This window comes from Paenibacillus rhizosphaerae (assembly GCF_014192015.1).
Classification (GTDB): domain Bacteria; phylum Bacillota; class Bacilli; order Paenibacillales; family Paenibacillaceae; genus Paenibacillus_AQ; species Paenibacillus_AQ rhizosphaerae.
This window is the reverse complement of record NZ_JACHXJ010000001.1, coordinates 662,098-688,960: the sequence shown is the minus strand read 5'-3', so window position 1 is coordinate 688,960 and position 26,863 is coordinate 662,098. Positions and strand designations below refer to the sequence as shown.

The window sequence follows — 26,863 nt, the reverse complement described above, 5'->3', positions numbered from 1 at the left end:
GATCTAGTATCGCCGCGATGGGCGGACGATACGATTTATCGGGTAAGGGACGGCGTCTCTTCGAGCGATCCCTTCAGGGAGATGCCCGTACCGAGGCCGCCGCCAGTTTGCTTGACGCTGACCTGAATTTTGCTGTCCATGTAAAAGGACACCTTGGCCGTGGAAATCACCTGCGGGTACATCATACCCGGGGCGGGTTTGGTGACGGTGTAATAGGCAACCGCCTTCCCTTCCGAGACGAACTCGATCCGGTCGATTTTGAGGCCGTATCCCGGATTCGGCATGTCCTCTTTGGTAAGGACGATCCGGTTCACCTGGTCGTTCACCTTCTCCACACTGACAGCGACTTGGTCATCGTTCTCCGGCGGATTGACCGACTGATGCGAAGCAACGAAATTCATGGCGTGATAGACCATCTCCGCCGCCTCCATCCGGGTGATGTTGTCCTTGGGATGGAATTTCTGCTGCGAATCAAGTTCGGCTATGTGGGTAAGGAGCAGAAACTGGACGGCCTCCCGCGATCCGGAAGCCATGTCGTTCTCATCCTGGACCGTAACGTACATTTTGATCAGCGGGTAGTCGCCGGTAGCAGAAACGGCTTTGTAGAGCATCTGTGCGAACTCTTCCTTCGTGACCTTGTCGTTCCAGCTGCCGATGGTTGATGCCACAAGCCCGTGATCCAGCGCCGTTTCGGCTGCTTGGGCATACCAGGCGGAGGATGGAACCGCCAGCATCCCGGCGCTCGCTGCACCCACGTCCGGCTGAAGCTTCATGGCTTTGACCAGCATCTGCACGCTTTGGGCTGCTGTCAGCGGCTCGGCCGGACCGAACCGGTCTGCGGAAATGCCGTGAATGACTCCTTGCGTTTGCAGCGCTTCCGCGATACCTTCCTGCTGCTTATTCGGCAGATCCGAAAACGCGTAGGCGGAAGACGCCGATACCAGGCAGCCTGCCGCCACCATGAACGCAGCCCATTTCTTTGTGATTTTCATCCAAATCACCTCCTCAGCCTCTCAGACGGGGAACCAACCGCAAATGTTTCAATTTGCCCGTAGGCCGGAATGCCTATTTTATGATGAGTCAGTGCTGATAGGAGCCGCCCGGCTGATCATTTTCCAGCCCCAGCTTGACGTATAATTCATTCGTGTAACCCTGCAGCTTCCGCTCAAGCTCCTGTGCTTGATCCCGAAAGGCGGTCAGCTCGCGGATCATCCGAGCCCTTCCGCCCGGAGTGAACGTCTCCTTGATCCGTTCCTTGAAATAGTCGTGAACGATATAATTCCGCTGCTTCCATACCTCTTTTAATAGAAGCGTCTCTTCTTCCGTAAAAGGAAAGTGATGCCGGATTTCGTTGACGAGCTGGCCCAGGGAACTGCTGAGCTTGCGCCGGTACAGCTCGGTCAGCTCCTCTTCGGAAGGAACCTCCCCCTTCGACAGCTTCATCAGCATCAGCAGATTGGTCAGCTGCTGCTCCAATGCCTGCGAATAGTATACGGCCAAGCCGAAATACGCGAACAGTTCCTTCGATTGCTGCTCGATACCTTGTAGACCGACTGATTTCATGTTTTTCCTCCTGACTCCTGCTGCCGAGGTTCAACCACTTATGTAAAAATTCCTGGTCGGACAGACCTATCTCCATGTTACCGCGCTTACGGTCCAATCACAACCCGAAATCAGCGGTGCCTTTGAGCCGGAGGATGATCCCCGCCGGCGTACTCCGCCGGCCGGGTCCTTGTTGCTGTACAGCCAACCAACTCTCCTCCCCGTTCAACAAATGGACGTCACATCCGCTGCGGCGTTTTTAATCCGAGCAGATGCATCGTTCTCGCTAATGAAGCGCCCGTTAGTTCCGTCAGCTTCAGTCTCGCTTCTCTTAAGCTGCTGTCCTCGATGACAATCCGTTCCTTGTTGTAAAAATGGTTAAACGCTTGAGCTACATCCAGCGCATACCGCGCCATCACCGAAGGCTCGTTGTTCTGGATCCCGCGCTTCAGCTGATCCGGGAAGCGGGTCAGCAGCTTCAGCAGCTCCCAACCGGAATCTCCAAGCAGGCCGCTGCCGCCGTCGGTAATCCCGGCCGTTCCGCCTTCCGTCTCTCCTGCCGCTCGCCCTTTGGCGAGCACGCTCTGGGTACGCGCATACGTGTACTGGAGGTACGGTCCGGTCTCCCCGTCAAAATTCAGCGCTTCCTCCAGGGAAAAATCCACTTCGTTCTGGCGGTTGTTTTTCAAATCTCCGAAAATAATCGCCCCGATGCCGACCGCCTCCGCGACCTCCTCCTTCTGTTCGAGGCTGCTGTTTTTCTCCTCGATGATTTGCAGTGCCCGGGCAACCGCCTCATCCAGCACTTCCTCAAGATAGACGATCTTGCCGCGGCGGGTCGACATTTTCTTTCCTTCAAACCGCATCAGGCCGAACGGCACATGCTCGCATTGATCCACCCAGTCCGCCCCCATGCGGCGCAGCACGGCAAACACCTGCTGAAAATGCAGCCTCTGCTCGCCGCCCACGACATACAGCAGCTTGTCGCCTTTCATGACCTCGTGCCGGTAAATGGCGGTCGCCAGGTCACGCGTCGGATAGATGGTCGTCCCGTCCGTTTTGATGATCAGGCAAGGCGGCATCCCCTCCTCATCCAGGCGTACGACCAGCGCGCCTTCACTCTCTTCGAGCAGATGCTGGTCGCGCAGCTGATCCACGACAGCTCCCATCTTGTCGTTGTAAAAGCTTTCGCCGAGCGTATGGTCGAAGCTGACGCCCAGGCGGTCGTACATCCGCTGGAACTCCTTCAAGCTGACGTCCACAAAATATTTCCACAGCCGGTATGCTTCCTCATCCCCGGATTCCAGCTTCCGGAACCAATCCCTGGCCTCCGGCTCCAGCGTCTCATCATTAGGAGCTTCCTCATGAAACTGAACGTAGAGCTTCAGGGATTCCTTGATCGGATTGGCCGCAATGGCTGTATCGTCCCCCCAGCGCTTGTAGGCTGCGATTTGCTTGCCGAACTGCGTGCCCCAGTCTCCCAGATGGTTGACGCTGGCCACGTCGTACCCCGCCAGTTTGTACATGTTGTACAGGGCGGCACCGATCATGGTGGAGCGCAGATGCCCGATACCCATCGGCTTGGCGATATTCGGCGAGGACATGTCGATGAGCACTTTTTCACCTTTTCCCAGGTTCGGCCTATGATCCGACGCCGTCAACTCTTCCATGATTTGCTGCTCGTACCGTTTCCGGACCAGCCTGAAATTGACATAAGGGCCGGCTGCCTCCGCCAATATTCCGTCCCCGCCGTCGAACCGGGAAGCCAGCTCTTTTGCGATGTCCGCAGGCGACTTTTTAAACGTTTTGGCCAGCGAAAAGCACGGAAAAGCAACATCCCCCATTTGCGGCTGCGGCGGGGTTTCCAGCAGGTCCTCCACTTGCTGCTTCGTCCAGGGCACATGCGGCTCGAGAGCCGACGCGATCCATTCATGTAACATAACAATCATCCCTTCCCTTACTTAACGTCTATCGAAAATCAAAAAAGCCCCCGTCTCTATAATAGAGACGAGAGCTGAATTCCCGCGGTACCACTCTAAGTAAACGGGCTTTGCGCCTGCACGGCATCCGTTTCCCTTGAAGCCTGTAACGGCGGCTGACCGGACCTCTCTACTCCTCAACCAACCATTTCATCGGTTTCAGTTCAAAAGGCCGTCTCCCGGGTGCGCTTCATAAAACGCGGCATACCGGCTTCCACCATCCCCGGCTCGCTTGATGCCCTAACGCTTTACTACTCTCCCGTTCCTAGACGTTCAATTTTCCAATAGTATACACGGGGGACAGCGAAGAATGCAACACCCCCATTTCCGGCCACAGAATTGCCTGGCCTTGTCGATGCTATGTATCCTATGCCTGTTCGCGGAAAACGAAGGGATGACATACTGCCAAATCATTCATTTCCAGCAGCTCGATAAACTTGGCCAGCCTTGGCAGCAGCGGCTCCGCCTCCTCGCCGAACCGGGCATGGAGCTTGCCCGCGATATCCGCTACCGAGTGGGAACCGTCGCAGCAGGCGGCCACTTCACTGCCCAGCGGATCCAAACGGATTTGGACGACCGCCGGCTGTTTCAGCCATTTGACGGACTGGCGGGCCAGCCACCCCTCCCGCGATACGGACAATGTCACGATACCCCCGCTCTTTTCCGCCTTCACCTTCGCATGCAGCACCGGGACCAAATCCAGCAAGTTAATCGGTATTCCCGCGTTGTCCTTTCGCTTTTTCCGGTAGCCCAACATTCTGCTACACCTCCCGTTTCGTCACGACGGACTCTTTCTTCTGCCGGAGAGAGATCCAGGCCAGCATCACGACCACAAGCAGGAAAACAACCAGTGGAAGCAGATTGCTGGAGACCAGGACGTCTCCCGGAATCGGTACGCCGAGCCAGATCAGGATCGCAATGATCACCCCGATCAGCGACTCGCCGGCGATCAGGCCCGAAGCCAGCAGCGTCCCCGTTTCCACCCGGGATTTGAGCAATCCGGCATCCTTCCGAGAGCGCCATTCCACGAACCAGCGAACGATGCCGCCGACCATGATCGGGGTGCTGACATGAATCGGCAGGTAGATGCCGACCGCCACGGTCAGCGAGTTGAGACCTAAAAACTCGAACACGACCGCCGAAGCCGCACCGATAAAGATCAGCTCCCACGGTAAATTGTTCGACATGATCCCCTCCACGATCAGCCGCATCAATACGGCTTTCGGTGCAGGGAGCTGCTGGGATCCGAGTCCGTAGCTCTCGTTCAGCACCGACAGAATGAAGCCGATCACGAGACCGGACACGAGCACCCCGATCATCATGGCCACCTGCTGCTTCCAAGGCGTCCCGCCCACCAGGAAGCCTGTTTTCAAATCCTGGGAAATGTCCCCGGCGACCGCCAACGCGACGCAGACGATCGCTCCGACCGTCAATGCGGCAATCATTCCGCCCATGCCGGACAGACCGGTCATTTTAAAAATAAAGGTTACGATTAGCAGCGTCGCAATCGTCATGCCGGACACCGGTGAGGAGGAGCTCCCCACCAGGCCTACGATCCGGGAGGCGACCGTTACGAACAAAAAGCCGAAAATGGCGATGGCGATGGCGCCAATGATCCCCACATCGGTCAACGGGGCAAACGCGATGATCATGACGAGAAGCACAATCATGATCGTCACCCAAAAGCCAGGGATATCGAATTGGGTGCGGTCCAGCGCAACCTTCTGCTCGTTTCGTTTACTCAAGCCGGACAATGTCGCCGCTAGCGAGCTGAACAGCATGGGCAGGGTTTTGACCAACGTGATCAATCCTCCTGCCGCAACGGCGCCAGCGCCAATGTATCGGATGTAGCCTTCCCAGATGCCCCAGGCGTCCAGCTGCGGTATCGGCGCTTCGGCCGGTGACAGCACAGCCTGTGCGCCTCCGCCGAAAAAGCCGATCATCGGGATCATGACGAGCCAGGCCATGATTCCGCCGGCAATCATCTGCCCCGAAATTGCCGGGCCGATTATGTAGCCCACGCCAAGCAGCGCCGGGTATGTATCCATGCCGATGACCGCATTTTTAAACCGGTAAATGCCGGTTTCGATCTCGGTCTTGAACCACTTGAAGCCATCCCCGAGCGCTTTCACCAGACCGCCGGCGATAAATCCGTACAGAACCATTTTCGCGCTCTTGCCCCCGGTTTCTCCCGATATCAGTACTTCCGCGCAAGCGGTGCCTTCGGGGTAAGGCAGCGTCTGATGCTCATTGACGATCAGCAGCCGGCGCAGCGGGATCATCATCGCGACGCCCAAAAATCCCCCGACGAGCACGATGAAGCTGACGGTTCCGATGCCCGGGACTTGATTCCACATATATAGGGCGGGCAGGGTAAAGATCGCCCCGGCTGCCACCGCCTCACCCGCTGTCGTCATCGTCTGCACAATATTGTTTTCCAGGATCGATTTTCGTTTAAACAAGCCTCGCAGGACACCGAGCGATATGACGGCGGCCGGAATGGATGCGCTGACCGTCAGCCCGATTTTAAGCCCCAGGTAAGCGTTGGCGGCCGCAAATACAACCGCCAGGATGATGCCCAAAATGACGGCCAGCACCGTAAGTTCCGGCAGCGTTCTGGATGCGGGTATGTAGGGGATGAAGCTTGAAGATTCCTTGGCATTCTGCTTGTCCATGTTGTTCTCCTTTCTGCCGATACAGGTTGTCGTAACCATCCATATGTTACCCGGTTCGATGAAAAATCAATCGCATAGACGGATGCATAACCCTGAAACGAAAAAAGCCTGATTGCCGAGGTATCCCTCGGCAATCAGGCAGTCGTTCCATACTGTAACACAATCGGTCAGGCCGCTACGAGCATTTGCCGGCAGGCCTCGGCGCAGCGGCGGCACGCCTCAGCACATGCTTGGCAGTGATCGTGATCGTGCTTGCCGCATTCCTCGGCGCACGCTTCGCAGGCCGTGATGCACAGCTCGCAGATCTGCGTCACAAACGGGCTGTGGCGAAGCATCGACTGCGCCGCCAAATCGCAAATATCCGCGCATTCCCGGTCCAGACGGATGCATTCGCGCAGCATGGCAAGCTCATACTCCTTCAGACTGGACACATAACACACATTACAGGCATTCATGCACTGCAAACAGGCCTCGATACAATCCTTGTACTGCTGTTCGTGATTCACCATGATCGATTCTACCTCCCGTGATTTACTGCTCTGCACATCTATTAACCGTTTGGGAAGCCTTATAACCAGGAAAATTCAGTCTGTCTCCTGCATCCCGGCTTGTTCGAGACTGAGTAGAGCCTGTTCGAGCTCACTCCGCGAAAAGTGTTCGCCGATGAAAACCGCCACATCCGGAATATTTCCCTGCGGGGTGATTTTCATAAAATCGGACTCCCGGAAGGCATATTGAAAAAGAAAGCGGCTGGCCGTATCGCTGAAGGTCAGCACGCCTTTGGCCCGGTACACATCCCGCGGAAGATTGGCGATCAACCGTTCAAAGGCCAAGCTCTCGACGGGACCTTTAAAATAATGGGTGTAGACCATGACATGATCATGCGATTCATGGGCGTGTGATTCATGGGCATGAGAATCATGATTGTGAGATTCATGAACATGATGCGGGTGGTGCCAATGGTGCGAATCCTGGCCATGGCCCGAATCCGGTTCGCCGTGTGATTTTTGCGACAACTCCCTCCCATTTTCCGTTAATAGTTCTCCCGCAGCCTGCTTGATCTCAATGCCAGCCGCACGACTCCAGTCTGTCTTGACTCCTCCCAGGGCATCAAGCAGCGACGGGATGTCCACCCGGCACCGGACGGCCTTCCAGACTCCTGCGTATCCGTTCCACCGGGCTACAATGCTCTGCAGCAGGTTCTCCTCTTCTTCTGTGACCTTGTCCAATTTGTTCAGGATCAATGCCGATGCACAGCGGATCTGCTCCTGCATGAGCCGGTAGGTTTTACCCTTCTGGACGTTGTAAAGCTCCATCAAGTGAGCCGAGTCCACGACCGTCATGATGCCTCTCAGATCGATCGGCAAATAGAGAGCCGCCTCGGACACTCCCTCCAAAATTTCCATCGGATTGGCAATGCCCGTCGCCTCCACCACGATAACATCCGGTGCCTCGCGCTGGATCAGACCCGCGATTTCCCCGCTCAAATCCCCGCGGATTGAACAGCAGATGCAGCCGCTCAGCATTTCGGTCATCGGGACCTGCTCCTGCACCTGCAGCCCGTCGAGGTTCACGTCACCGACCTCGTTCATGATGACGGCCGGCAGCAGACCCTGCTTCTGCCAATAGTCTATCAGCTGCTGAAGCAATGTCGTTTTACCGCTTCCAAGAAATCCTGACAATATGTAAATTGGCGTCGTTTGGCTCATATAATATCTCCTCCGTTATCCTTCCTTGCATGACTAGCACAGTGTACTACAGCACCTGTCGCTGCCGCAAGGCATCCCTTCCCCCTCCCCTACCGCCCTTTGGCGATTTCAGCCGCCACCGCACCCGGTAATCCCTTAAACTTGCAAGCCTTTCTAGAAAAGACTATCCTAGTGAAATAGCCGGAAAGATCGTAGGGAGTTGATAGCGTATGAACATGAAGTCAGTGGATGAGCATCGCAGCCAGGCACCCATGACCGTGTCCTGTATGGTCGTGACCGTCTCGGATACCCGGACCAAAGAAACCGATACCGGTGGGCAGCTGATGATCTCCCTGCTGGAGGAAGCGGGCTACCGGATTGCCGATTATACCATCGTGGCGGACGATTACGAGGGGATCCGCGAGCTGGTGCACGAAGCGTCAGTAAGGCCGGATGTCGAGGCTCTGCTGCTCACCGGGGGAACCGGAATTTCGCCGAGAGACACGACGTACGAGGCGGTCTCTTCCCTGCTGGACAAGGAAATGCCCGGTTTTGGAGAGATATTCCGGTACCTGAGCTATACGGAGGATATCGGGGCAGCAGCCATTCTGAGCCGGGCCATCGCCGGAACGGTCGGCAAGACCGCCATCTTTTCCATGCCGGGATCAAGAGGGGCCGTCAAGCTGGCATTAGAGAAGATCATCGTGCCGGAGCTCAGACACGTCATGCGGGAAATTTACAAGAAGGAATAGTCTGCGGGTACAGTAAACAAAAAATGCCGGACTCATCACGGATGAGCCGGCATTTTGTTATTCCCCGAATTATTTCATCCGGTCGATCAGGGAATTAAACACCTTTTTCACTTCCGGGTCGTATTTGCCCTTCTCTTTGCCGGAAGATGTGTAAATCAGGGAAGCGGTAGAATAGTTATAGATGACCGTCCGGGACCGCGGCGTATCGATCAATTTTTGGTCGCCGTACCAGTTATGAATCCGCTCGACCCGCTCCGCTTCATTCGAAAAGACGTGCAGCGTAATATACTGCAGCGGATTGCCGGCAATCATATACATATAACTGATATTGCCCCTTCCGTCCTCCGCGTACATCTCATGGGTTAGAGGGACCCCTTCATGTCCGAACTGAATCTGCATTTCCTTCAGAAACTTGCCGTTCAGCCCTTTGCCTTGGGATTGCGCCCGAAGGTTTCCCTCCGAATAAGATTGCATATTATATAGTTTGGTTTCTTTTTTGACGACTTCATGCGAATCGCATCCGGCCAGGGCGGCTGCAATCAGCATACCGGCCAGAACTCCCGCTACCCGTTTCTTCATGATGGTTCATCCCTTCCAGATTCCTGTTGCCGATTATAGCGGCACTAAGCTGATATAGGGTTAGAATGCCATCAAAGCAAACGGTTTATGCAGCGCGGTTCACTCGGACAAAGATTCCAAGCGAAGCAGGGTCCGCCCCACAGCTTTTCCGCGGAGAATCGCCTCCAGGACCTCCGGCAGGTCGCTCAAACCACATTCGGTTAATCCTAGTGACAATGCCGTCTCCGGCTTCCACGCCGATCCCAGCAGCTTCCAGACCCGGCTCCGGGTTTCCATCGGACAGAACACGGAATCGATCCCGAACAAGTTGATGCCGCGCAGGATAAAAGGATGAACCGTACTGTCGAACGCCGTTCCTCCGGTCAACCCGGAAAGGGCGATACCGCCGCCGTATTTAACGCTTTTCAGCAGCGTCCCCAGTTGCGGACCGCCTACTGGGTCGACCACGCCGGCCCAGCGGCTCTTGGACAGCACGCCTTGAACCGGAGCGGAGATCTCTTCCCTGCCGACCACGGCGCTCGCTCCTAGCCCGGTTAGCCACTCTTTTTGCGCTTCCAGCTTGCCGGTACTGGCAGTCACTTGATATCCGAGCCGGGACAATATACTGACGGCAAAGCTGCCAACGCCGCCCGTCGCTCCGGTCACCAGTACCTCCCCGCTGTCGGGCGTGAGGCCGCTCCGGATCAAAGCGTCCACCGACAAGGCAGCGGTAAACCCGGCCGTCCCGATTCCCATAACCTCACGCATGCTGAGTCCCTCCGGGAGATGTACAAGCCATTCACCTTTAAGGCGGGCGTATTCGCTGAATCCTCCAAAGTGGTCGGTCCCTACGCCGTACCCCGTGCACAGCACCTGGTCCCCGGGCTTAAACGCCGGGTGCTCCGAATGCGTGACCTCGCCAGCCAGGTCAATGCCCGGGACCATCGGATACCGGGAGACGACCTTCCCACCGGGCAGGCTTGCCAATCCGTCCTTGTAATTCACTCCCGAATAGTGAATGCGGACTGTCACATCGCCGGGCAGCAGCTGATCCACGGTCAGCGTTTCGAGACCGCTCCGGAAACCGCCGTTCTCGTCTTTTCGAACCATGAACGCCTGAAACTTTTCCATTTGCATCGTCCCTCCTTAAGATTGTCCATATTATACCTCTGCACAGAGTTCCGTTCAAAATACGGTCTAGGGACGAAACCCGATGCCTTGCTCTCGGAGTACCAAATAGTTTATGGGATGAAATGTTTAATGCAGGACATGGTCAAGCCAGTCATCAACCTACCGTGCGATCGACAACTGTCGAATCATCGGGAAGTGCATCGGAGTATGCCTGATTCTGCGCTTTCCCGAGAAATAATGCCCCTGCTTCCCACCCTAAATACCCGCACAGGAAGAGACCGCCCGATTATTACTTACTGGTTAAGTGGTAAGACTGACGATCTCCATGAGCTATTACAGTCTTATATATAAAAAAGGGGCGACCCTTGGTCTCCCCACATCGGCTCGTTCGCAGCTACTCATCCTGCTGCATATATTCGGCCACCATCTTTTGCTTCAGATCCCATACCTTCTCGCTGATATTGATACGGTAAATTTCCGGATTCAGCTTGCGCAAGTATTCCGGCCAAAACAAATCCATCTGCTCCTGGTGATATTCCCGGATTTCATCAAGCGACGGCAGTTTGTACACCAGCAGGCCGTTCTCGAAAACCGGTGTGAGCAATTCGATGGCATCGTAGTTTTTCACGTATTTCTGCAAATACGGATGCTGTGGATTAAACAGCTTTAGACGGAGGCCGTCATGCGGTTTCTCCTCGCCAGGGAAGGCAATGTAATCCGCCGTTGCTTTTCCGCTGACCCGGTCAACGATCCGGTACACGTTCTTTTTGCCCGGCGTCGACACTTTCTCGGGATTCCCCGATATTTTGATCGTCGGAACCATCTCGCCCTTAATTTCGCGTTCCACCAGCTTATAAACGCCGCCCAGCGCCGGCTGGTCGGCAGCCGTGATCAGCTGGGTGCCTACACCCCACGTATCGATCCGGGCCCCTTGCGCCTTCAGGTTAAAAATCGTATTTTCGTCAAGGTCATTCGACGCCACGATCTTCACATAGTTCAGTCCGGCCTGATCGAGCATCTCGCGCGCTTTGATCGACAGGTACGCCAGGTCACCGCTGTCCAAGCGGATGGCGTTCATCTTCTTGCCCATTGCCTCCAGCTTCTTGCAGGTCTCAATCGCATGCGGCACACCGCTCTTCAGCGTGTCGTACGTGTCCACCAGGAGAGTCACTTGATCCGGCATGACTTTGGCATAGACGTCGAACGCCGCCTGTTCACTCTCAAAGGTCTGTACCCATGAATGGGCATGCGTTCCTTTTGTCGGGATGCCGAATTTCTCCCCTGCGAGCATATTGGAGGTTGCGTGAAAACCGGCCACATAAGCGGCCCGTGCCCCCCATACCGCCGCATCGGCTTCCTGCGCCCGGCGCGTGCCGAATTCGAGCAAAATATCATCACCGGCGACCTGCTTGATTCGCGACGCCTTGGTGGCAATCAGCGTCTGGAAATTCATGAAATTGAGCAACGCCGTTTCCACCAGCTGGGCTTCCATAATGGTGCCTTCCACACGGACCAACGGCTCGTTCGGAAAGACGAGCGCGCCTTCCTTCATCGAATACAACGTGCCGCAAAACCGGAACTGCTTTAATTCCTCCAAAAACGCCGAATCGTAATTCTCTTCCTGCTCGGATAAATACTTAATATCCTCATCGGTAAACCGGAGATTGGCTATGTAATGCACGATACGCTCCAGGCCGGCAAAAACCGCATACCCGTTTCCGAAAGGAAGCTTGCGGAAATAAGCCTCGAACACCGCTTTCTGCCGGTGCGAGCCGTTCACCCAATGCGCGTACATCATGTTGATTTGGTATTTATCCGTGTGTAAGGCCAGACCCATCGTCTGCATCCCAAGTTCCTCCTTGCTGGTACGCCTGTCATATCAGGCAGGCCCGGTATCCCGGGCCATCCTCTTTACTTCTCTGCTCCTTTGACGACCTGCGCACCCAAACTGTTTTGAAAATGCTGCAGCGCCCACGCATGCCCATCCGGGTTGAAGCTGGCTACAGCGTCTTCGTATACCGTGATGCCGAAGCCCTTATTGTACGCCTCAACGGCGGTGTGCAGCACGCAAATATCGGTGCATACCCCGATCAGATGCGCTTCGGTGATGCCGCGCTCCCTCAATTTGAGTTCGAGATCCGTTCCGCAAAAAGCGCTGTACCGCGTTTTGTCCATCCAGTAAACCGCATCGCGATGGTCGTTGTATACCTTCTCCAGCGGGCCGTACAGTTCTCTTCCCCGCGTGCCGCGAAGGTTATGGGGAGGAAACAGCTTCGTTTCCGGATGATGAGGATCGTCCTTCTCATGCAAATCCACAGCCATGACGACCCAATCCCCGCGATCGATGAAATCCTTGGTAATGGCGGCTACCGCCGGTGCGATATCGATCGCAGGCTGGCCCACAGGCAGGCTTCCGTCGACAAAATCATTCGTAAAATCGATAACGATCAGTGCTTTCATCTACCTTCACTCCCTTAGGTATAAATGGACAGCAGCGGTACGTAATCGGTGAACCGGTACAGCTGTGCCGGTCGCTGGGAATACTGGTTGGAGCTCAGCGGCTTTCCGTTCTCGTCGCGAACTTCCTCCAGGATTCCCTGGCGGCTGCGTGTAGACGTAATTTTACGAATAAAATTCGGCTCGCTGAATTCCGGTACGACGGTCTGGATGACCTGGTACAGCTCACTTAGTGTAAACTGCTCGGGCAAAAACTGGCGAGCGATCGTGGAATGCAGCATCTGCTGCTGAATCCGGTGGTAAGCGTCCTGGATGATTTCCCGGTGATCAAAGGCCAGCTCCAGCTCGTTCAGCACCTCATCGATTCCGAACAGGCCGACCTCGCCGGCATCGTCCGCCGCCTGTCTGCTCTCCAGCATCCACTCTTCCACCAGGGCAAAGAAGGCGTTGCTGATAATCCAGCCGCGCGGGTCTCTTCCCGGCTTGCTGTATACCCCTAAATACTCGAGGTGCCCGCCGTCGACCCCGGTTTCTTCCTTGAGCTCACGCTTTGCGGCGTCATAGATCGATTCGCTTTCCTGGCAGAATCCTCCGGGCAGCGCCCACATCCCCGCGAACGGCCATGACTTCCGGCGGATCAGCATGACCTTGAGCTCCCGGATCGGCAGCGTTTTGGTTACGGTCTTGCGCTCGCGCTTGGTCAGCGTAAACATCACAATGTCCGCGGGAACACCGTCAGGCGTGCGGTACTTCTTCGGAGAGTACCCCATCTCCTCGGCGGTCTTCTCCTTCAGTCTGCCGCTTGTTTTCTCATTCTCTGTCATCTTATCACCACATAACATCTTTTTGATACTTTCATTATGAACTATTGATAAAAAAAGTCAAGTCATTCTGTCTATGTTGTGTAAGCCGCGTTACTGTTTCTTTTTGTCCTGTACCCTAAAGCAAGTCCCCCATTAATGGCTACTTGCGGTTCACCACCCGAAACGTGGCCGTCGCCATACAAGCCAAGGTGCCTTCACTGTCGTTAATTTTTGCTTCGGTGACAAGAGACCGGCCCGCTTCGTGCAGCACCCTGGCCGTTACCGTTAATCTCCCGGGGACCATCGCATTCATAAAGTGCACGTTAATGTCGGTCGTAACGCAGCTGTCGATATTTTTAGCCGCCGTCGCCACCATCCCCATCGCCTGGTCCATCAGGGAGGTCAGCACGCCCCCGTGGATGATGCCCATGGAATTGGTGTGGTGCTGCTTGGCATCCAGCGCAATGACCACTTCTTCCTTGTCTGCGGAAACCAGCTCGCAGCCGAGATAAGCCCAGAACGAATCCTGACCCCGGGCCACCATTTGTTCCAATGCGTTCATTGTCGTCTCCCCCATGCTGTCATTTTTGGCGTACTGCCCCAAGCATACGATGCCGGGGAGCCGCCTTCGTGTCTCTATACTGTCAGCGATAACTGTTTACGTTCATGTTTAACCAAATTCGTCTGCTCTATCCCATAAGTCGGATGAATAGCCTACCGCCGTGCTCCCTGTGTTCCCTGATGACGAAAAATAACCCCACAGCGGCGTGGGGCCTTCGCTCCGATGTTATTCTGGTACTCAGCGAAACCACGAAAGCCGCGCGATCTGCATTTGAAAAAAAGGCGCGGACGTCTCGTCCGCAGCCTTGTAATGGTTAGCCGCAGCTGGAAGGTGGCGCTTCCGTTCCCGCTTCCACGTTGACCTTTTCCGACACCGTATCATGGATGACGGAAATGACCAGCTGCAGCAAGTAGTTAATATCGCTTTGGCTTTGCTGAAACTCATTCACGAGTGGAATTCCATCAATTTCGTCCTGCAGTGCTTCAATTTCCTTCTCGATTTTGGCAACCATATCTGAATTTTGAAAGGATTCGAAGGCTACGATCTCTTTCTGCTTCTTCTTGATCGTGGCGATGAGGCTCTGTACGCGCTCATGATTGCGGATTTTTTCCTCCGCTTTCTGGAATTGCTGTACTTCTTCACTTCCTGAAATCAGTTCGGCCAGTTCCTTGGCCTTGGACATAATATCGTCGCGGATCACCAGATCCTTCGTATCATAAGACATCATGCCGTATTTATTGATATGACCCTTCTCCATCTCGGTTCAATACCCCTATTCTGTTATGGAATTTACTGATTGATCGCGGCTTCGACCTGCGGAACATCCACGACTTCGCCTTTGATGTACCAAGTCATCGCGTCCGTAATTTTGACGTTTACGAAGCTGCCGATCATTTCCTTGCTGCCTTCAAAATGGACGAGCTTGCTGGTGCGTGTTCTTCCCGCCAGGATGGAGGCGTTGTTTTTGCTCTCGCCTTCCACCAGCACCTCGACGACCTGCCCGCGAAGATTTTCGTGACTCTTGCGGCTGTATTCCTCAATCGTCCGGTTCAGGCGCTGCAGGCGCTCGCTCTTCACTTCCATGGATACATTGTCTTCCATGACAGCCGCCGGCGTACCTTCCCGTGGGGAATAAATAAAGGTGTATGCCGAGTCAAAACCAACCTCGCGTACCAGGCTCAGCGTATCCTCGAACTGTTCTTCAGTTTCTCCCGGGAAGCCGACGATGATGTCGGTCGTCAGCACCAGGCCCGGCACGGTTGCCTTCAGCTTGCGTACCAGCTCCAGGTAAATTTCGCGGGTATACTTCCGGCCCATGATTTTGAGGATTTCGTTGTTGCCCGACTGCACCGGCAAATGGATATGCTCGACGAGGTTGCCTCCTTTGCCGAGGACCTTCACCAGATGATCGTCGAAGTCGCGCGGATGCGACGTTGTAAACCGGACGCGCGGGATGTCGATTTTGCGGATATCGTCCATCAGGTCGGCAAACGTGTACCGGATATCGTCAAAATCCTTTCCGTAAGCGTTCACGTTCTGACCGAGCAGGGTAATCTCCTTGAAGCCCTGACGCGCCAAATCGCGAACCTCGGCGATCACGTCTTCCGGCCGGCGGGAGCGCTCCTTCCCCCGGGTAAACGGAACGATGCAGTATGTACAGAACTTGTCGCAGCCGTACATAATGTTGACCCACGCCCGCAGTCCTTCGCGCTTCTTCGGGAGATTCTCAATGATGTCGCCTTCCTTGGACCACACTTCCACGACCATCTCTTTGCTGAACAGCGCTTCCTTGATGAGCATCGGCAGCCGGTGAATATTGTGCGTACCGAAGATCATGTCGACGAAACCGTGCTTCTGCATGATCCGGTTGACAACGCCTTCTTCCTGAGACATACAGCCGCATACACCCAGCAGCATATCGGGCTTCTCCGTCTTCAGGTGCTTGAGGTGACCGAGCTCGCCGAATACTTTGTCCTCCGCATTCTCGCGGATGGCGCATGTGTTCAGCAGAATGATGTCGGCTTCCTTGCGATCTTCGGTAGCGGTGTAGCCCATCATCTCCAGCATGCCCTTGATCGTCTCGGAGTCATGCTCGTTCATCTGGCAGCCGAACGTGTATACGATATAATGCTTGCCTGCTCCAATCCCTTGAAGCTCTTCCGGCACCGCGTTCTCATACAGCACTTGAACGTCTTCCTTGCGCCGTTTCTTGCTTTGTCTATGGTTAGGCTCCGAAATAATATGAATCTCACGGCCCTTGATCCGGATCTTCTTTCCGAATTCGTCCTCTGACAGAACTTTGGCATCGGAGAAATCAAAATATTTGGAGTAATCCTTCGTTTCCTTCGCCATGCTGTTGACCACTCCTTTAATCCAGGTACCCCTGTTAAACGACATTCTAATAAATTATAGCATGAACCTAATGGCATATCTACTGATTGCCGGGACTTCCATCTATGTATAAGCATCGCCGAGTCGTTGAATCGGAAGACGTCTCCGCGCGTCATGTCACTCGTTAAATAACAAAAAAACGGAGGATTGCTCCCCCGTTCTACAGGCCTGCCGGCCTGGTCAGTCGATGTTAGTCCATGATTTCGGCCGTATCTCCGGTTTTGGCGCCGGCTGCGTTGGCTTCGTCCGTATCGATGTGCATGTCGAGCGCAAACGAACCGGATACGCGTGCAATGACGTTTTCAAACACCAGGCCGCGCTCGCCGCCGATGCGAACTTTCAGCTGCTGCTTGTCGGCAATGCCCCAGCTTTCCGCGTCGCTCGTATGAAAATGGATATGTCGTGCGGCAACGATTACGCCCTTCTCCAGTTCGATCTCGCCTTGCGGGCCTTTTACCTTGATGCCCGGGGTTCCTTCAATATTTCCGGACTCGCGGACCGGAGCTTTCACGCCGATGGCGAAAGAATCCGTACGGGAAATTTCCAGCTGGCTTGCCGAACGGGCAGGCCCTAAAATTCTAACCTTATCAAATTGACCCTTCGGACCGATAACGGCCACCGTTTCATTGGCGGCGAATTGTCCGGGTTGGGATAGCGGTTTAAATTCAGTCAGCTGATAGCCTTGACCAAACAATGCTTCAATATGTTCTTGGGTAAGATGGATATGTCGTGCGGACACGCCTACAGGTACAGTTTTACTCACGTGGATCACTCCTTAAATTTTCTCTATGTTCTGTACAGGCCAGACTCATTATACATCCTTTTACCCAAAAAAGAAAAAGACGTCACCGCTTTCATTCCAACTTTCATGCATTTCCTGCCATTCTGCAACAAGATTGTCAAAATGTCCGCTCCGTATTGCCAAAACATGGCTTTATTCCACCCGAATCAAACCGGTTTAGCCGGAAGATGCCTGCTTAGAAAAGAGAGCGCATTACCCGACATCCATCCTTTGACCAGATCCTCCGGATAGCGGGCAAGCAGCAAATCGATAAATGCGGGATAATGTCCGGGATGCTCCAGGCTCTGAATCCATGTTTCGATGCCGTCGAAATCGGAGCCGAACATGAGCATGTTACCCGCTCCTTGCTCGCACATCCGCTCAATATGGGGGAGAACATTTGCAGGAACGACCGGCCCTGGACCTTCTTTTACAAAATACGGCACAAACGTAATCCCGATCCGCCCGTCCATCGCTGCAATTGCCCGAATCTGCTCATCGTTCAAATTGCGTGGATGCGGACACACCGCCTTGGCGTTGGAGTGGGAAGCGATAAACGGCCGTTTCGATCGTTCGGCCAGCTCCCAAAACCCGGCCTCCGATAAATGGGATACGTCCAGCAGCAAACCGGTTTCATTGCACAGCTCAATCAGCTGTTTTCCTTTTTCAGTAAAGCCTCCCTTGCGCTTCTCCATGACGCCGTCGGCGGCCCAGTTCGCATGATTCCACGTAATCCCGAGGAAACGGACGCCCAGATCATAACACACTTTGACATAAAACAAGTTTCCCTCGAATCCGTCGGCGCCCTCCACGGACAAAAGTCCCCACGGCTGAACGGCGTGCCCATGAATCGTTTGCTGTCCCGCCGCCTTCACGGTTTGTTCCAGCGAGGCTGCGTCTTCTCTCCATTTCATCCAACGGACGCCTTCCTGCACGGGAACGACGCGGGAGGTAAACACATCGATCTGATCCAATATATGCTCAAAGCGGGGAATCCCCTGTTCCTCGGACAAAAAGATGGCGAAGGTCTGCAGCGCCACCCCTCCTTCCTGGAGCCGCTTGTAGGTCACATCCAGCTTCGGATCGTCCGCAAAGGAGATGCCCTTTTCCTTCACCATTTTACTTAATACATCACAATGATAATCCACTACCGGAATTTTCATGCGCATGCCTCTCCTTTCCACGGTACGCAAGCAAAAAAACCTGTCTATCCCATATAAACTGAATCAAAGTCCGGGTACTCGCCGAGCACCTCTAATCCGGCTTCATTCAGCTTATATCAATAAACAGGTTTCATCAAATGATGGCATATCATGCCATATCCCTTATCTGGGCTCTACGATCAGCTTGATCGCCGTTCGGTCTTCCCCGTCAATAACGATATCCGTAAAGGCTGGAATACAAATCAAGTCTACTCCGCTGGGTGCTACAAATCCCCGGGCAATGGCTACCGCTTTAATCGCTTGATTGAGTGCGCCTGCTCCGATGGCTTGCAGTTCAGCAGCCCCGCGTTCACGAAGCACGCCTGCCAGTGCACCGGCAACAGAATTTGGATTGGACTTTGCTGAAACTTTTAATACTTCCATGGTAAGTACCTCCCCTGGGAATGATGATAAGCTTCCACATACTAGATGTTATTCGGGAGTCCGGAAATAATTCCTTCTTTCTGACAATTTTTCAGCCATAAATCCGCCAATAGTCTCAGAGGAAAGGTCGGTCAATCCATGATCCAATCGTCTTCGAGAATCCTAATTTTTACCATTTTCAGCGCCTTGCCGGTTGCATCGTCCAGTTGGACAAATACGCCGTGGAAGTGCCATTTTCCGTTGTCGACCTGGAATCGGACCGGCAGCTGTGTTTTAAATTTACGGAGAACCGCCTCGCGTTCCATGCCTAAAATGCCTTCTCTAGGACCGACCATACCGGCATCCGTGAGATAGGCCGTTCCGTTCGGTAAAATAGTATCATCATTACTCTGCACATGGGTATGTGTGCCTACGACGATCGAAGCACGGCCGTCCAAATGCCAGCCCATAGCGATTTTCTCGGATGTGGCTTCGGCATGAAAATCTACAAGAATGTGCTTGTGCTTCTTGCGGAGCTGGTCGACGATCTCGTCGCTGGCCCGAAACGGACAGTCAATGGGCGGCAGAAACGTACGTCCCTGCAAATTCACGATGGCCAGCTCTTTGCCGTTCGCTTTAATGATCGTATGTCCCAGTCCCGGCGTCCCGGGTGGAAAATTGGCCGGTCTCACCATGCGCGGCTCGTCGTCGATAAAGTCAAAAACTTCCTTGTTATCCCACGTATGGTTGCCCAACGTAATGCCATGAACGCCCCAATCGAAAAAGTCTTTGGCGATCGACTGGGTGATGCCTCTGCCGGAAGCGGCGTTTTCGCCGTTCGCGATGATGATATGGGGGTTGTACTTCGTCTTTAACGAAGGCAGCGTCTCTTTTAACGCCTTTCTGCCTACACTGCCTACGATATCTCCGATAAATAATACGTTAATGTTGGTCTCCTCCTTAAGATGAACAAATATGAAAAGTGGCCCCCAAAGCGGCCACTTTTCATCATTTACATTATTTCGCGTATTCAACCGCACGAGTCTCGCGGATGACCGTCACTTTGATATGTCCCGGATAATCCAGTTCGTTCTCAATCGTCTTCGTAATATCCCGAGCCAGCCGGAATGCTTCGGCATCATCGATCTTCTCAGGCTGTACCATGACGCGGACCTCGCGTCCCGCCTGAATCGCGAACGATTTCTCGACGCCTTCGAACGATTCGGAGATTTCCTCCAGCTTCTCCAAACGCTTGATATACGTTTCGAGCGTTTCGCGGCGCGCTCCCGGTCTTGCAGCGGACAAGGCGTCGGCTGCGCCAACCAGCATCGCGATGACCGAAGTTGCCTCTACATCGCCATGGTGGGATGCGATACTGTTGATAACCACCGGATGTTCCTTGTATTTCTTAGCCAGCTCCACGCCGATTTCAACATGTGAGCCTTCCACTTCATGATCCAGCGCTTTACCGATGTCGTGCAGCAAGCCTGCACGCTTGGCCAATACGATATCTTCGCCGAGCTCTCCGGCCATCAGACCGGACAGATAAGCCACTTCCATGGAATGCTTCAGCACGTTCTGACCGTAACTGGTACGGAACTTGAGCCGTCCCAAAATTTTGATCAAATCCGGATGCAGACCATGTACTCCCACTTCGAATGTTGCTTGTTCGCCATACTCGCGAATCCGCTCATCAACCTCTTTACGGGATTTCTCCACCATCTCTTCAATCCGAGCGGGATGAATACGTCCGTCTGCTACCAATTTCTCCAAGGCCGTACGGGCAATTTCCCGGCGGATTGGATCAAACCCCGACAAAATTACAGCTTCAGGCGTATCATCAATAATGAGGTCAATACCGGTCAGAGTTTCCAGTGCACGGATGTTCCGGCCTTCACGCCCGATAATCCGTCCCTTCATCTCCTCATTCGGCAGCGTCACCACAGATACGGTGGTCTCCGCCACATGATCTGCAGCGCAGCGCTGGATGGCGAGCGTTACGATTTCACGGGATTTCTTGTCAGCTTCTTCTTTCGCCTGCTGCTCAATATCTTTAATCATTTGAGCGGTTTCATGGCGAACTTCCTGCTCTACATTGCTCAAAATAATGCTTCGTGCGTCTTCCATGGTCAAACTGGAAATGCGCTCCAGCTCCGTAACCTGGCTTTTGTAAATCAAATCGATCTGCTGTTGAGTCTCTTCGATGCGTTTCTCCTTGTTGGCCACTTGCTCTTCTTTACGTTCAAGCGATTCAATTTTTTTATCCAGCGACTCTTCTTTTTGCAACAATCGTCTTTCCTGCCGTTGAATTTCATTTCGACGCTCACGAGTGTCTTTTTCAGCTTCGGTCCGGATTCTGTGTACTTCGTCTTTAGCCTCCAGTACCGTTTCCTTCTTCAGTGCTTCTGCTTCCTTACGCGCGTTTTCCACGATCTGTACAGCAGCTTCTTCAGCACTAGAAATTTTAGCCTCTGCAAGAGATTTGCGAATAAAATATCCAATCACGAACCCCAAGAACAATGCGGCAACAACGAGAACGACCCATAGCCATATAGGCATTCAGTTCACCTCCTCGTTGGTTCCTCCAAGGTATTCCTTGGGATCTTCTACAGTTGTCCATTCATTTCAATTCATCATACGTACTTCAATCATTTTCCATCTGCACAGCTCTCCATGGGGAGGTTGTACAAAACCCGTGCTACCCTAGAGGCGGGATAAGGCGGGGGTAGTTCATATGAATTGGAGAGAAATTAGAATCTTTCATCAAAAAACCTTTTTTTGGAAGGAAAAAAGAGCTTTTTACAGGAAAAGATTCATCTTCATTTTAGTATTTGTGAAAAGATATTGTCAAGAGAGGGCATTTCATATTGTGTCAACTTCTTCCTCAATCGAATGAATAATATTCCTCTTCTTCCTCGGGATAAGCATCCTCCTTGAGCAGTTGATTGATGACCTTGCGAACCTGCTCTCCGGCGTATCCCCGTCTCATCAAATAAGCCCCCGTTTTGCGTTTGCGGTCGGCGGCTTCGCCTTTCGTCTGGTTCCATTTCTTTCGGCCGGCTGCCAGAGCTGCCTCGAATTCCTGATCGGAACTGACTTCGGCCAGCGCCTCGGATATAATCGACTTATCGACGCCTTTCTGCTGAAGTTCCTGCCTGATCCAGGCCTTGCCTTTGCGGTGGTTCCTGATCCGCTGCTGCGCCCACTGCCTGGCATAGCTCTCGTCGTCCACCAGCCTTTCTTCCACCAGCCGGTTCAGCGCATATTCTATCGATCCTGTCTCGATCCCTTTCTGCCGCAGTTTCATTTCAATTTCCTTGCGAGTCCGTGGCTTCCGCTCCAGCGCCTTTAAGCCTTCAACATAAGCCTGCTGCCGCTCATCCGCTACGACGATTTCCTCCAGCTCCTGCTTCGTAAAGGCGTTCCCCTTGACCATCCGGTACTTCACGAGGACGTCTTCGTGGACGGACAGGGTGTAGGGTCCGAACGATATCAAATAGCGCCCTCTCGGCTTAGCCAGACGCTCTACTTCCGTGATCAAGAGGGTTTCATTGTCCGGGAACCCGGCCAGTTCTTCAAGGATCCCCTGCTCTTCCTGGATCCCCTGCCCTTCCTGATGTTCATGGCTATTTCCTTCCCGCATTTTATTCACGTCCCATCCGTGTTCAATGTAATCCTGTAACAGCACTCTACTCTCTATATGAGTAAAGACGCCCAGTGACAGGTCATCACGGAGCGTCCTCATTATAGTCTCTATTCACAATATGACTTATAAACGATAACCCTATTCCAGCTCGAGCAATTCCTGCTCTTCGCGTTCCTCGGCCGCCGCTTCTTCTGCGGTCGGCGCGTTCACCGTCGTGGTCAAATTGCTTGCCTCACGGATCTTATTCTCGATCGCTTCCGAAATAGGCTGATTCTCTTTCAGGAACTGCTTCGCATTCTCGCGGCCCTGACCCAGGCGCTCGCCTTCATAGGAGTACCAGGCACCGCTCTTATTGACGATATCCAATTCCGTACCGATATCGATAATGCTGCCTTCCTTGGAAATGCCTTCTCCGTACATGATGTCGATCTCCGCCTGCTTGAACGGAGGAGCTACCTTGTTCTTGACGACCTTGATCCGCGTGCGGTTACCCACTACGTCATTGCCCATCTTGATGCTCTCAATACGGCGCACATCCAGACGAACGGAAGAATAGAACTTCAGGGCACGGCCGCCGGGAGTCGTCTCCGGATTCCCGAACATCACACCGACTTTCTCACGAAGCTGGTTGATAAAGATCGCGATCGTCTTCGACTTCGCAATCGCACCCGACAGCTTACGCAGTGCCTGGGACATCAGACGAGCCTGCAGACCCACGTGGGAATCCCCCATCTCGCCTTCGATTTCCGCTTTCGGTACGAGCGCGGCAACCGAGTCCACGACGATAATGTCAACGGCCCCGCTGCGTACGAGGGCTTCCGCAATTTCCAAAGCCTGCTCGCCGGTGTCCGGTTGAGACAGCAGCAGCTCGTCAATGTTAACGCCCAGCTTATTGGCATACGACGGATCAAGCGCATGCTCCGCATCGATGAAAGCAGCTTGTCCACCGACTCTCTGTACTTCGGAGATGGCATGGAGGGCCACCGTTGTCTTACCGGAAGATTCCGGTCCGTATACTTCAATAACGCGGCCTCTTGGAAGTCCGCCAATACCAAGTGCTATATCTAGAGCCAGGGAGCCGCTGGGAACAACTTCCACCTGCATATGTGTCGACTCACCGAGTTTCATGATCGAACCTTTACCGAATTGTTTCTCTATTTGACGAAGCGCCATTTCAAGCGCAGCACGACGATCTGACAATAAACTCACATCCTTCACCGTTTATACTATTATGATACCTTGTTTTGGAACGTTTGCCAAGCATTTTTTCGAACATACATTCGTTTTTTTTGCCGGACATTCTCCTCTCATCATCATGCCGCCGTGTCTCAAACCAACCGCCGCAAGGAAGGCCTGCCAAATATGGCGTCCCCGGCAGGCGCTTGTTCTTCAATGATGATCGGATGCAAGAGTCCGAACTGGAACAGGCTTCCACCCTCCTCCAACCATAAGAAAAAGAACCGCGGCAAACGTATTTTTGCACGGTTCTTCCGTATGGTTATATTATACCGCCTGGCGGGCGGCTGCACAACTTCAGACCTGATCCTTGGACTCCCCGGTGGCCGGATCGGTAGATACCAGTCTTTGCCACAACCGGTACAGCAGCGTTTTGACCGAGCGGACCCGGATCGTTTCGCGGTTGCCGTTCAGCTTCAGCTCAAACACTTCGGTCTTCTGTCCGCGCTGGGCGATCCCGACGTACACGAGGCCGACCGGTTTGCGCTCGGAATATCCCGGGCCCGCGACACCCGTGACGGATAAGCCGAAGTCGCTGTCCGTGATCATCCGCACGTTCTCGGCAAGCACCTCGGCTACTTCGGCGCTCACCGCTCCCGGTGCGTCGTCTCCCTCCAGCAGCGCATGCGGGACATGCAGCAGCTTTTCCTTCATCTCGTTGGAGTAGCATACGATCCCTCCCGCGAACATGGTGGCGCTGCCCGGAATGGACGTAATGCTCTCCATCAGCATGCCTCCCGTGCAGCTCTCGGCGGCGCTCAGCGTAATCCCGCGGTCCGCCATCATGTCAACGATGATCCGTTCGATCGGCACGTCCATGCTGGCGTACATATGGTCTGCGAGCCGGCTTTGAATTTGCCCCTGCATCACATTCAGTTTCTCCATGGCTTCCTGCTCCGTGGGCGCTTTGGTGGAGATGCGGACGGTCACTTCGCCCTCCTTCGCATAAGGAGCAATCGTTGGATCGGTCTGCCCGTCGATCAGGTCCAGGAGCCGATCCTCCAGCAGCGATTCGCCGATGCCGGCAAACTTTAACATCTTGGAGTAAATCGGCATTTCGTCGGTCAGGGCGTGCTGAAGAAGCCACGGCTTCGCCTGCTGGTCGAACATCGGCTTCATCTCTTTCGGAGGACCCGGCAGAACGATATAGAAGTTATCCTCCTGGGCAAGCGCAAGTCCGACGGCCAATCCCGTTTCATTCGGAAGCGGCGTGCTGCCGTCGATGACGAGCGCCTGACGGCGGTTGTTCTCCGTCATGTTAATTCCCCGCCCTGCGAAGAACCTTTCGATCTGATCCATCGCCAGCCGGTCAATGTGCAGGGAGCGGCCGACATGCGCAGCCAGGGCATCCTTGGTCAGGTCGTCCTGAGTCGGGCCAATCCCCCCGGTTAGGATCAGGATATCCGCGCGCTGTGAAGCAAGCTCGATCGCGCCCTGAAGCCGCATGGCGTTGTCGCCGACGACCGTCTGGTAATAGACGTCTATTCCCATCGCCGCGAGCTCCTGCGACAAATACTGCGCATTGGTATTCACGATTTGTCCAAGCAGCAGCTCCGTACCGACTGCAATGATTTCTGCTTTCATCCTTGATTGGCCTCCCTGTTATCGTAAAGTAGAGTGGATATACCTATATTGAACACTTTACACGTTTTTAGCCTATCCGTACCACAGCGTTTGGTGGAAAGAAAAAGCAATAGGATATCCCTATTGCCCTACACATTGGAAAGCTGAAGCAGTTTTTTGTTTTTGACAAAATAATCGATCCCCGAGTAAATCGTGATCAAGGCCGCTGCCCAAATGGCAATATCATCGAACGGCAGGCCGATCATCTCGAAAGGGAAGTTGTTGATCAGAATCGCCACGATGGCGACAATCTGAATGACTGTCTTCACTTTGCCCCATTTGCTGGCCGCCACGACAGCCCCGTCGAGCAGCGCAATCTGGCGCAGGCCGGTAACGGCGAACTCGCGGCTGATAATAACCACGGCGATCCAGGAGTCGCATTTCCCCATTTCAACGAGCGAAACCAGCACAGCCGTAATGAGCAGCTTGTCGGCCAGCGGATCCAGCAGTTTTCCGAGATTTGTAACCAAGTTGTTTTTGCGCGCCAAATAACCGTCTATACCGTCTGTGCTTGCTGCCAGAATAAAAATAATTACAGCGATCAGCTGATTGTACGGCAGCTCGAATGAATTCCAGGTAATCGGTTCCGGATAGAACTTGAAGTCGACCAGAAGAAACACCATCATGACCGGAATCAGACAAATTCTTGAAATGGTAATACGGTTGGGCAGATTCACTGTAAACCCTCCCCGGATAAATCAAACTAAGAAACGACATTCACATGCACGGTGGGCCGTAATTGAATAAAAATGCACCCAGACCATCCATTATGTATGAATCCTCTACTTGGGGGCAGCATGCGCAGCTTGAAACCCCGCCAAGATAACGGGACAAGTTACAGTATAATATAACAATTTATACACTGTCAAAAGAGAAGTAAGCTCCTCAGCCTGCCCGTATGCCGTGCGGGATGGCCCGCATTACTTCAGATTGGTAAACTGCAGGTCCAGCGGCAGATCCGCCTTGCGGAGCAGCTGCATGACCGCCTGCAGATCGTTTTTGCTTTTCCCGGTCACCCGGATCTGATCGCCTTGGATTTGGCTTTTGACCTTCAGCTTGGAGTCCCGGATTAACACGTTGATTTTCTTGGCGTTGTCCTGATCAATTCCCTGCTTCAGGGTGATCCGCTGGCGGACGGTTCCCATGGAAGCCGGCTCGACCTTGCCGTAATCCACGTTTTTGAGCGACAGTCCGCGCTTGATCATTTTGGACTGCAAAATGTCAATCACCGCATTGAGCTTATACTCGTCATCGGAGGTGATGACCAGCGTTTCCTTCTCCAGCTTCAGGCTGCTCTTGCTTCCTTTAAAATCAAACCGGGTTTCGATCTCCCGCTCGGTTTGGTTGATCGCGTTGATCATTTCCTGAAAATCCAATTTGGAAACAATGTCAAACGAATTTTCCGAACTCATCATTACACGCCCTTTCAGTTCCTTTTCATGTCATATTATATGAAATTAACCGGGACAAGTCT

26 protein-coding genes and 1 other annotated feature are annotated in these 26,863 nt (G+C 53.7%); of the genes, 1 reads left to right on the top strand and 25 read right to left on the bottom strand.

Annotation, left to right across the window (positions count from 1 at the left end; all coding sequences use genetic code 11):
* Positions 1-35: 35 nt before the first annotated feature.
* The 7 genes from FHS19_RS03030 to FHS19_RS03000 form a co-directional block, all read right to left on the bottom strand.
* The gene (locus FHS19_RS03030; RefSeq protein ID WP_183578389.1) at positions 36-992 is read right to left on the bottom strand and encodes a protease complex subunit PrcB family protein; all 957 of its coding nucleotides are present in this window, start codon (positions 990-992) and stop codon (positions 36-38) included.
* An 88-nt stretch (positions 993-1,080) separates the two neighbouring features.
* On the bottom strand, positions 1,081-1,563 hold the full coding sequence (locus FHS19_RS03025; protein ID WP_183578386.1) for a hypothetical protein: 483 nt from the start codon (positions 1,561-1,563) through the stop codon (positions 1,081-1,083).
* Positions 1,564-1,781: 218 nt separating this feature from the next.
* Positions 1,782-3,482 (bottom strand): arginine--tRNA ligase, encoded by a 1,701-nt coding sequence (gene argS / locus FHS19_RS03020; RefSeq protein WP_183578383.1) that lies wholly within the window; start codon positions 3,480-3,482, stop codon positions 1,782-1,784.
* Positions 3,483-3,542: 60 nt separating this feature from the next.
* Positions 3,543-3,797 (bottom strand) — a binding site (T-box leader).
* A gap of 91 nt (positions 3,798-3,888) precedes the next feature.
* Positions 3,889-4,278 carry a PqqD family protein gene (locus tag FHS19_RS03015; RefSeq protein WP_183578381.1) on the bottom strand — a complete coding sequence of 130 codons (390 nt, stop codon included), beginning with the start codon at positions 4,276-4,278 and terminating at the stop codon, positions 3,889-3,891.
* A gap of 4 nt (positions 4,279-4,282) precedes the next feature.
* Positions 4,283-6,196, bottom strand: a complete 1,914-nt coding sequence (locus FHS19_RS03010; protein ID WP_183578378.1) for an OPT family oligopeptide transporter — start codon at positions 6,194-6,196, stop codon at positions 4,283-4,285.
* Positions 6,197-6,363: 167 nt separating this feature from the next.
* The gene (locus tag FHS19_RS03005; protein WP_183578375.1) at positions 6,364-6,705 is read right to left on the bottom strand and encodes a four-helix bundle copper-binding protein; all 342 of its coding nucleotides are present in this window, start codon (positions 6,703-6,705) and stop codon (positions 6,364-6,366) included.
* Positions 6,706-6,780: 75 nt separating this feature from the next.
* Positions 6,781-7,905, bottom strand: coding sequence for a CobW family GTP-binding protein (locus FHS19_RS03000; protein WP_183578372.1), 1,125 nt, complete (start codon positions 7,903-7,905; stop codon positions 6,781-6,783).
* A 209-nt stretch (positions 7,906-8,114) separates the two neighbouring features.
* Between FHS19_RS03000 and FHS19_RS02995 the strand changes: the two genes are divergently transcribed.
* Positions 8,115-8,636, top strand: a complete 522-nt coding sequence (locus tag FHS19_RS02995) for a MogA/MoaB family molybdenum cofactor biosynthesis protein (protein ID WP_183578369.1) — start codon at positions 8,115-8,117, stop codon at positions 8,634-8,636.
* 69 nt (positions 8,637-8,705) lie between these two features.
* Here the strand turns inward: FHS19_RS02995 and FHS19_RS02990 are convergent, their stop codons facing one another.
* The 18 genes from FHS19_RS02990 to FHS19_RS02905 form a co-directional block, all read right to left on the bottom strand.
* Positions 8,706-9,215, bottom strand: a complete 510-nt coding sequence (locus FHS19_RS02990; protein WP_183578366.1) for a hypothetical protein — start codon at positions 9,213-9,215, stop codon at positions 8,706-8,708.
* Between the two features lie 99 nt (positions 9,216-9,314).
* Entirely contained in the window at positions 9,315-10,325 is a 1,011-nt protein-coding gene (locus tag FHS19_RS02985; protein ID WP_183578363.1) for an acrylyl-CoA reductase family protein, read from the bottom strand.
* A gap of 394 nt (positions 10,326-10,719) precedes the next feature.
* Positions 10,720-12,171 carry a nicotinate phosphoribosyltransferase gene (locus FHS19_RS02980; RefSeq protein ID WP_183578360.1) on the bottom strand — a complete coding sequence of 484 codons (1,452 nt, stop codon included), beginning with the start codon at positions 12,169-12,171 and terminating at the stop codon, positions 10,720-10,722.
* Positions 12,172-12,236: 65 nt separating this feature from the next.
* A complete protein-coding gene (locus FHS19_RS02975; RefSeq protein WP_183578357.1) occupies positions 12,237-12,785 on the bottom strand; it encodes a cysteine hydrolase family protein in 549 nt (182 codons plus the stop codon).
* 14 nt (positions 12,786-12,799) lie between these two features.
* On the bottom strand, positions 12,800-13,552 hold the full coding sequence (locus FHS19_RS02970; protein WP_076169533.1) for an NUDIX hydrolase: 753 nt from the start codon (positions 13,550-13,552) through the stop codon (positions 12,800-12,802).
* A 193-nt stretch (positions 13,553-13,745) separates the two neighbouring features.
* A complete protein-coding gene (locus FHS19_RS02965) occupies positions 13,746-14,147 on the bottom strand; it encodes a PaaI family thioesterase (RefSeq protein ID WP_183578354.1) in 402 nt (133 codons plus the stop codon).
* A gap of 313 nt (positions 14,148-14,460) precedes the next feature.
* Positions 14,461-14,904 carry a YlbF/YmcA family competence regulator gene (locus tag FHS19_RS02960; protein WP_183578351.1) on the bottom strand — a complete coding sequence of 148 codons (444 nt, stop codon included), beginning with the start codon at positions 14,902-14,904 and terminating at the stop codon, positions 14,461-14,463.
* A 32-nt stretch (positions 14,905-14,936) separates the two neighbouring features.
* Positions 14,937-16,499: a tRNA (N6-isopentenyl adenosine(37)-C2)-methylthiotransferase MiaB gene (gene miaB / locus FHS19_RS02955; RefSeq protein WP_183578348.1), complete on the bottom strand. Its 1,563-nt coding sequence runs from the start codon at positions 16,497-16,499 to the stop codon at positions 14,937-14,939.
* 229 nt (positions 16,500-16,728) lie between these two features.
* Positions 16,729-17,301: a phosphate propanoyltransferase gene (gene pduL / locus FHS19_RS02950; protein WP_183578346.1), complete on the bottom strand. Its 573-nt coding sequence runs from the start codon at positions 17,299-17,301 to the stop codon at positions 16,729-16,731.
* A gap of 185 nt (positions 17,302-17,486) precedes the next feature.
* Complete coding sequence (locus FHS19_RS02945) at positions 17,487-18,482, bottom strand: dipeptidase (protein WP_183578343.1); 996 nt, start codon at positions 18,480-18,482, stop codon at positions 17,487-17,489.
* 162 nt (positions 18,483-18,644) lie between these two features.
* Positions 18,645-18,905: a stage V sporulation protein S gene (locus FHS19_RS02940; RefSeq protein WP_006286829.1), complete on the bottom strand. Its 261-nt coding sequence runs from the start codon at positions 18,903-18,905 to the stop codon at positions 18,645-18,647.
* 131 nt (positions 18,906-19,036) lie between these two features.
* Positions 19,037-19,831: a TIGR00282 family metallophosphoesterase gene (locus tag FHS19_RS02935; RefSeq protein WP_183581365.1), complete on the bottom strand. Its 795-nt coding sequence runs from the start codon at positions 19,829-19,831 to the stop codon at positions 19,037-19,039.
* Between the two features lie 70 nt (positions 19,832-19,901).
* A complete protein-coding gene (gene rny, locus FHS19_RS02930) occupies positions 19,902-21,443 on the bottom strand; it encodes a ribonuclease Y (RefSeq protein WP_076167981.1) in 1,542 nt (513 codons plus the stop codon).
* A 325-nt stretch (positions 21,444-21,768) separates the two neighbouring features.
* On the bottom strand, positions 21,769-22,527 hold the full coding sequence (locus FHS19_RS02925; RefSeq protein ID WP_183578340.1) for a regulatory protein RecX: 759 nt from the start codon (positions 22,525-22,527) through the stop codon (positions 21,769-21,771).
* A gap of 141 nt (positions 22,528-22,668) precedes the next feature.
* Positions 22,669-23,730: a recombinase RecA gene (gene recA, locus FHS19_RS02920; protein ID WP_183578339.1), complete on the bottom strand. Its 1,062-nt coding sequence runs from the start codon at positions 23,728-23,730 to the stop codon at positions 22,669-22,671.
* 333 nt (positions 23,731-24,063) lie between these two features.
* Complete coding sequence (locus FHS19_RS02915) at positions 24,064-25,350, bottom strand: competence/damage-inducible protein A (RefSeq protein WP_183578336.1); 1,287 nt, start codon at positions 25,348-25,350, stop codon at positions 24,064-24,066.
* Positions 25,351-25,478: 128 nt separating this feature from the next.
* Positions 25,479-26,066, bottom strand: coding sequence for a CDP-diacylglycerol--glycerol-3-phosphate 3-phosphatidyltransferase (gene pgsA / locus FHS19_RS02910; protein ID WP_076167990.1), 588 nt, complete (start codon positions 26,064-26,066; stop codon positions 25,479-25,481).
* 243 nt (positions 26,067-26,309) lie between these two features.
* Positions 26,310-26,801 (bottom strand): YajQ family cyclic di-GMP-binding protein, encoded by a 492-nt coding sequence (locus tag FHS19_RS02905; protein ID WP_076169539.1) that lies wholly within the window; start codon positions 26,799-26,801, stop codon positions 26,310-26,312.
* Positions 26,802-26,863 lie beyond the last annotated feature (62 nt).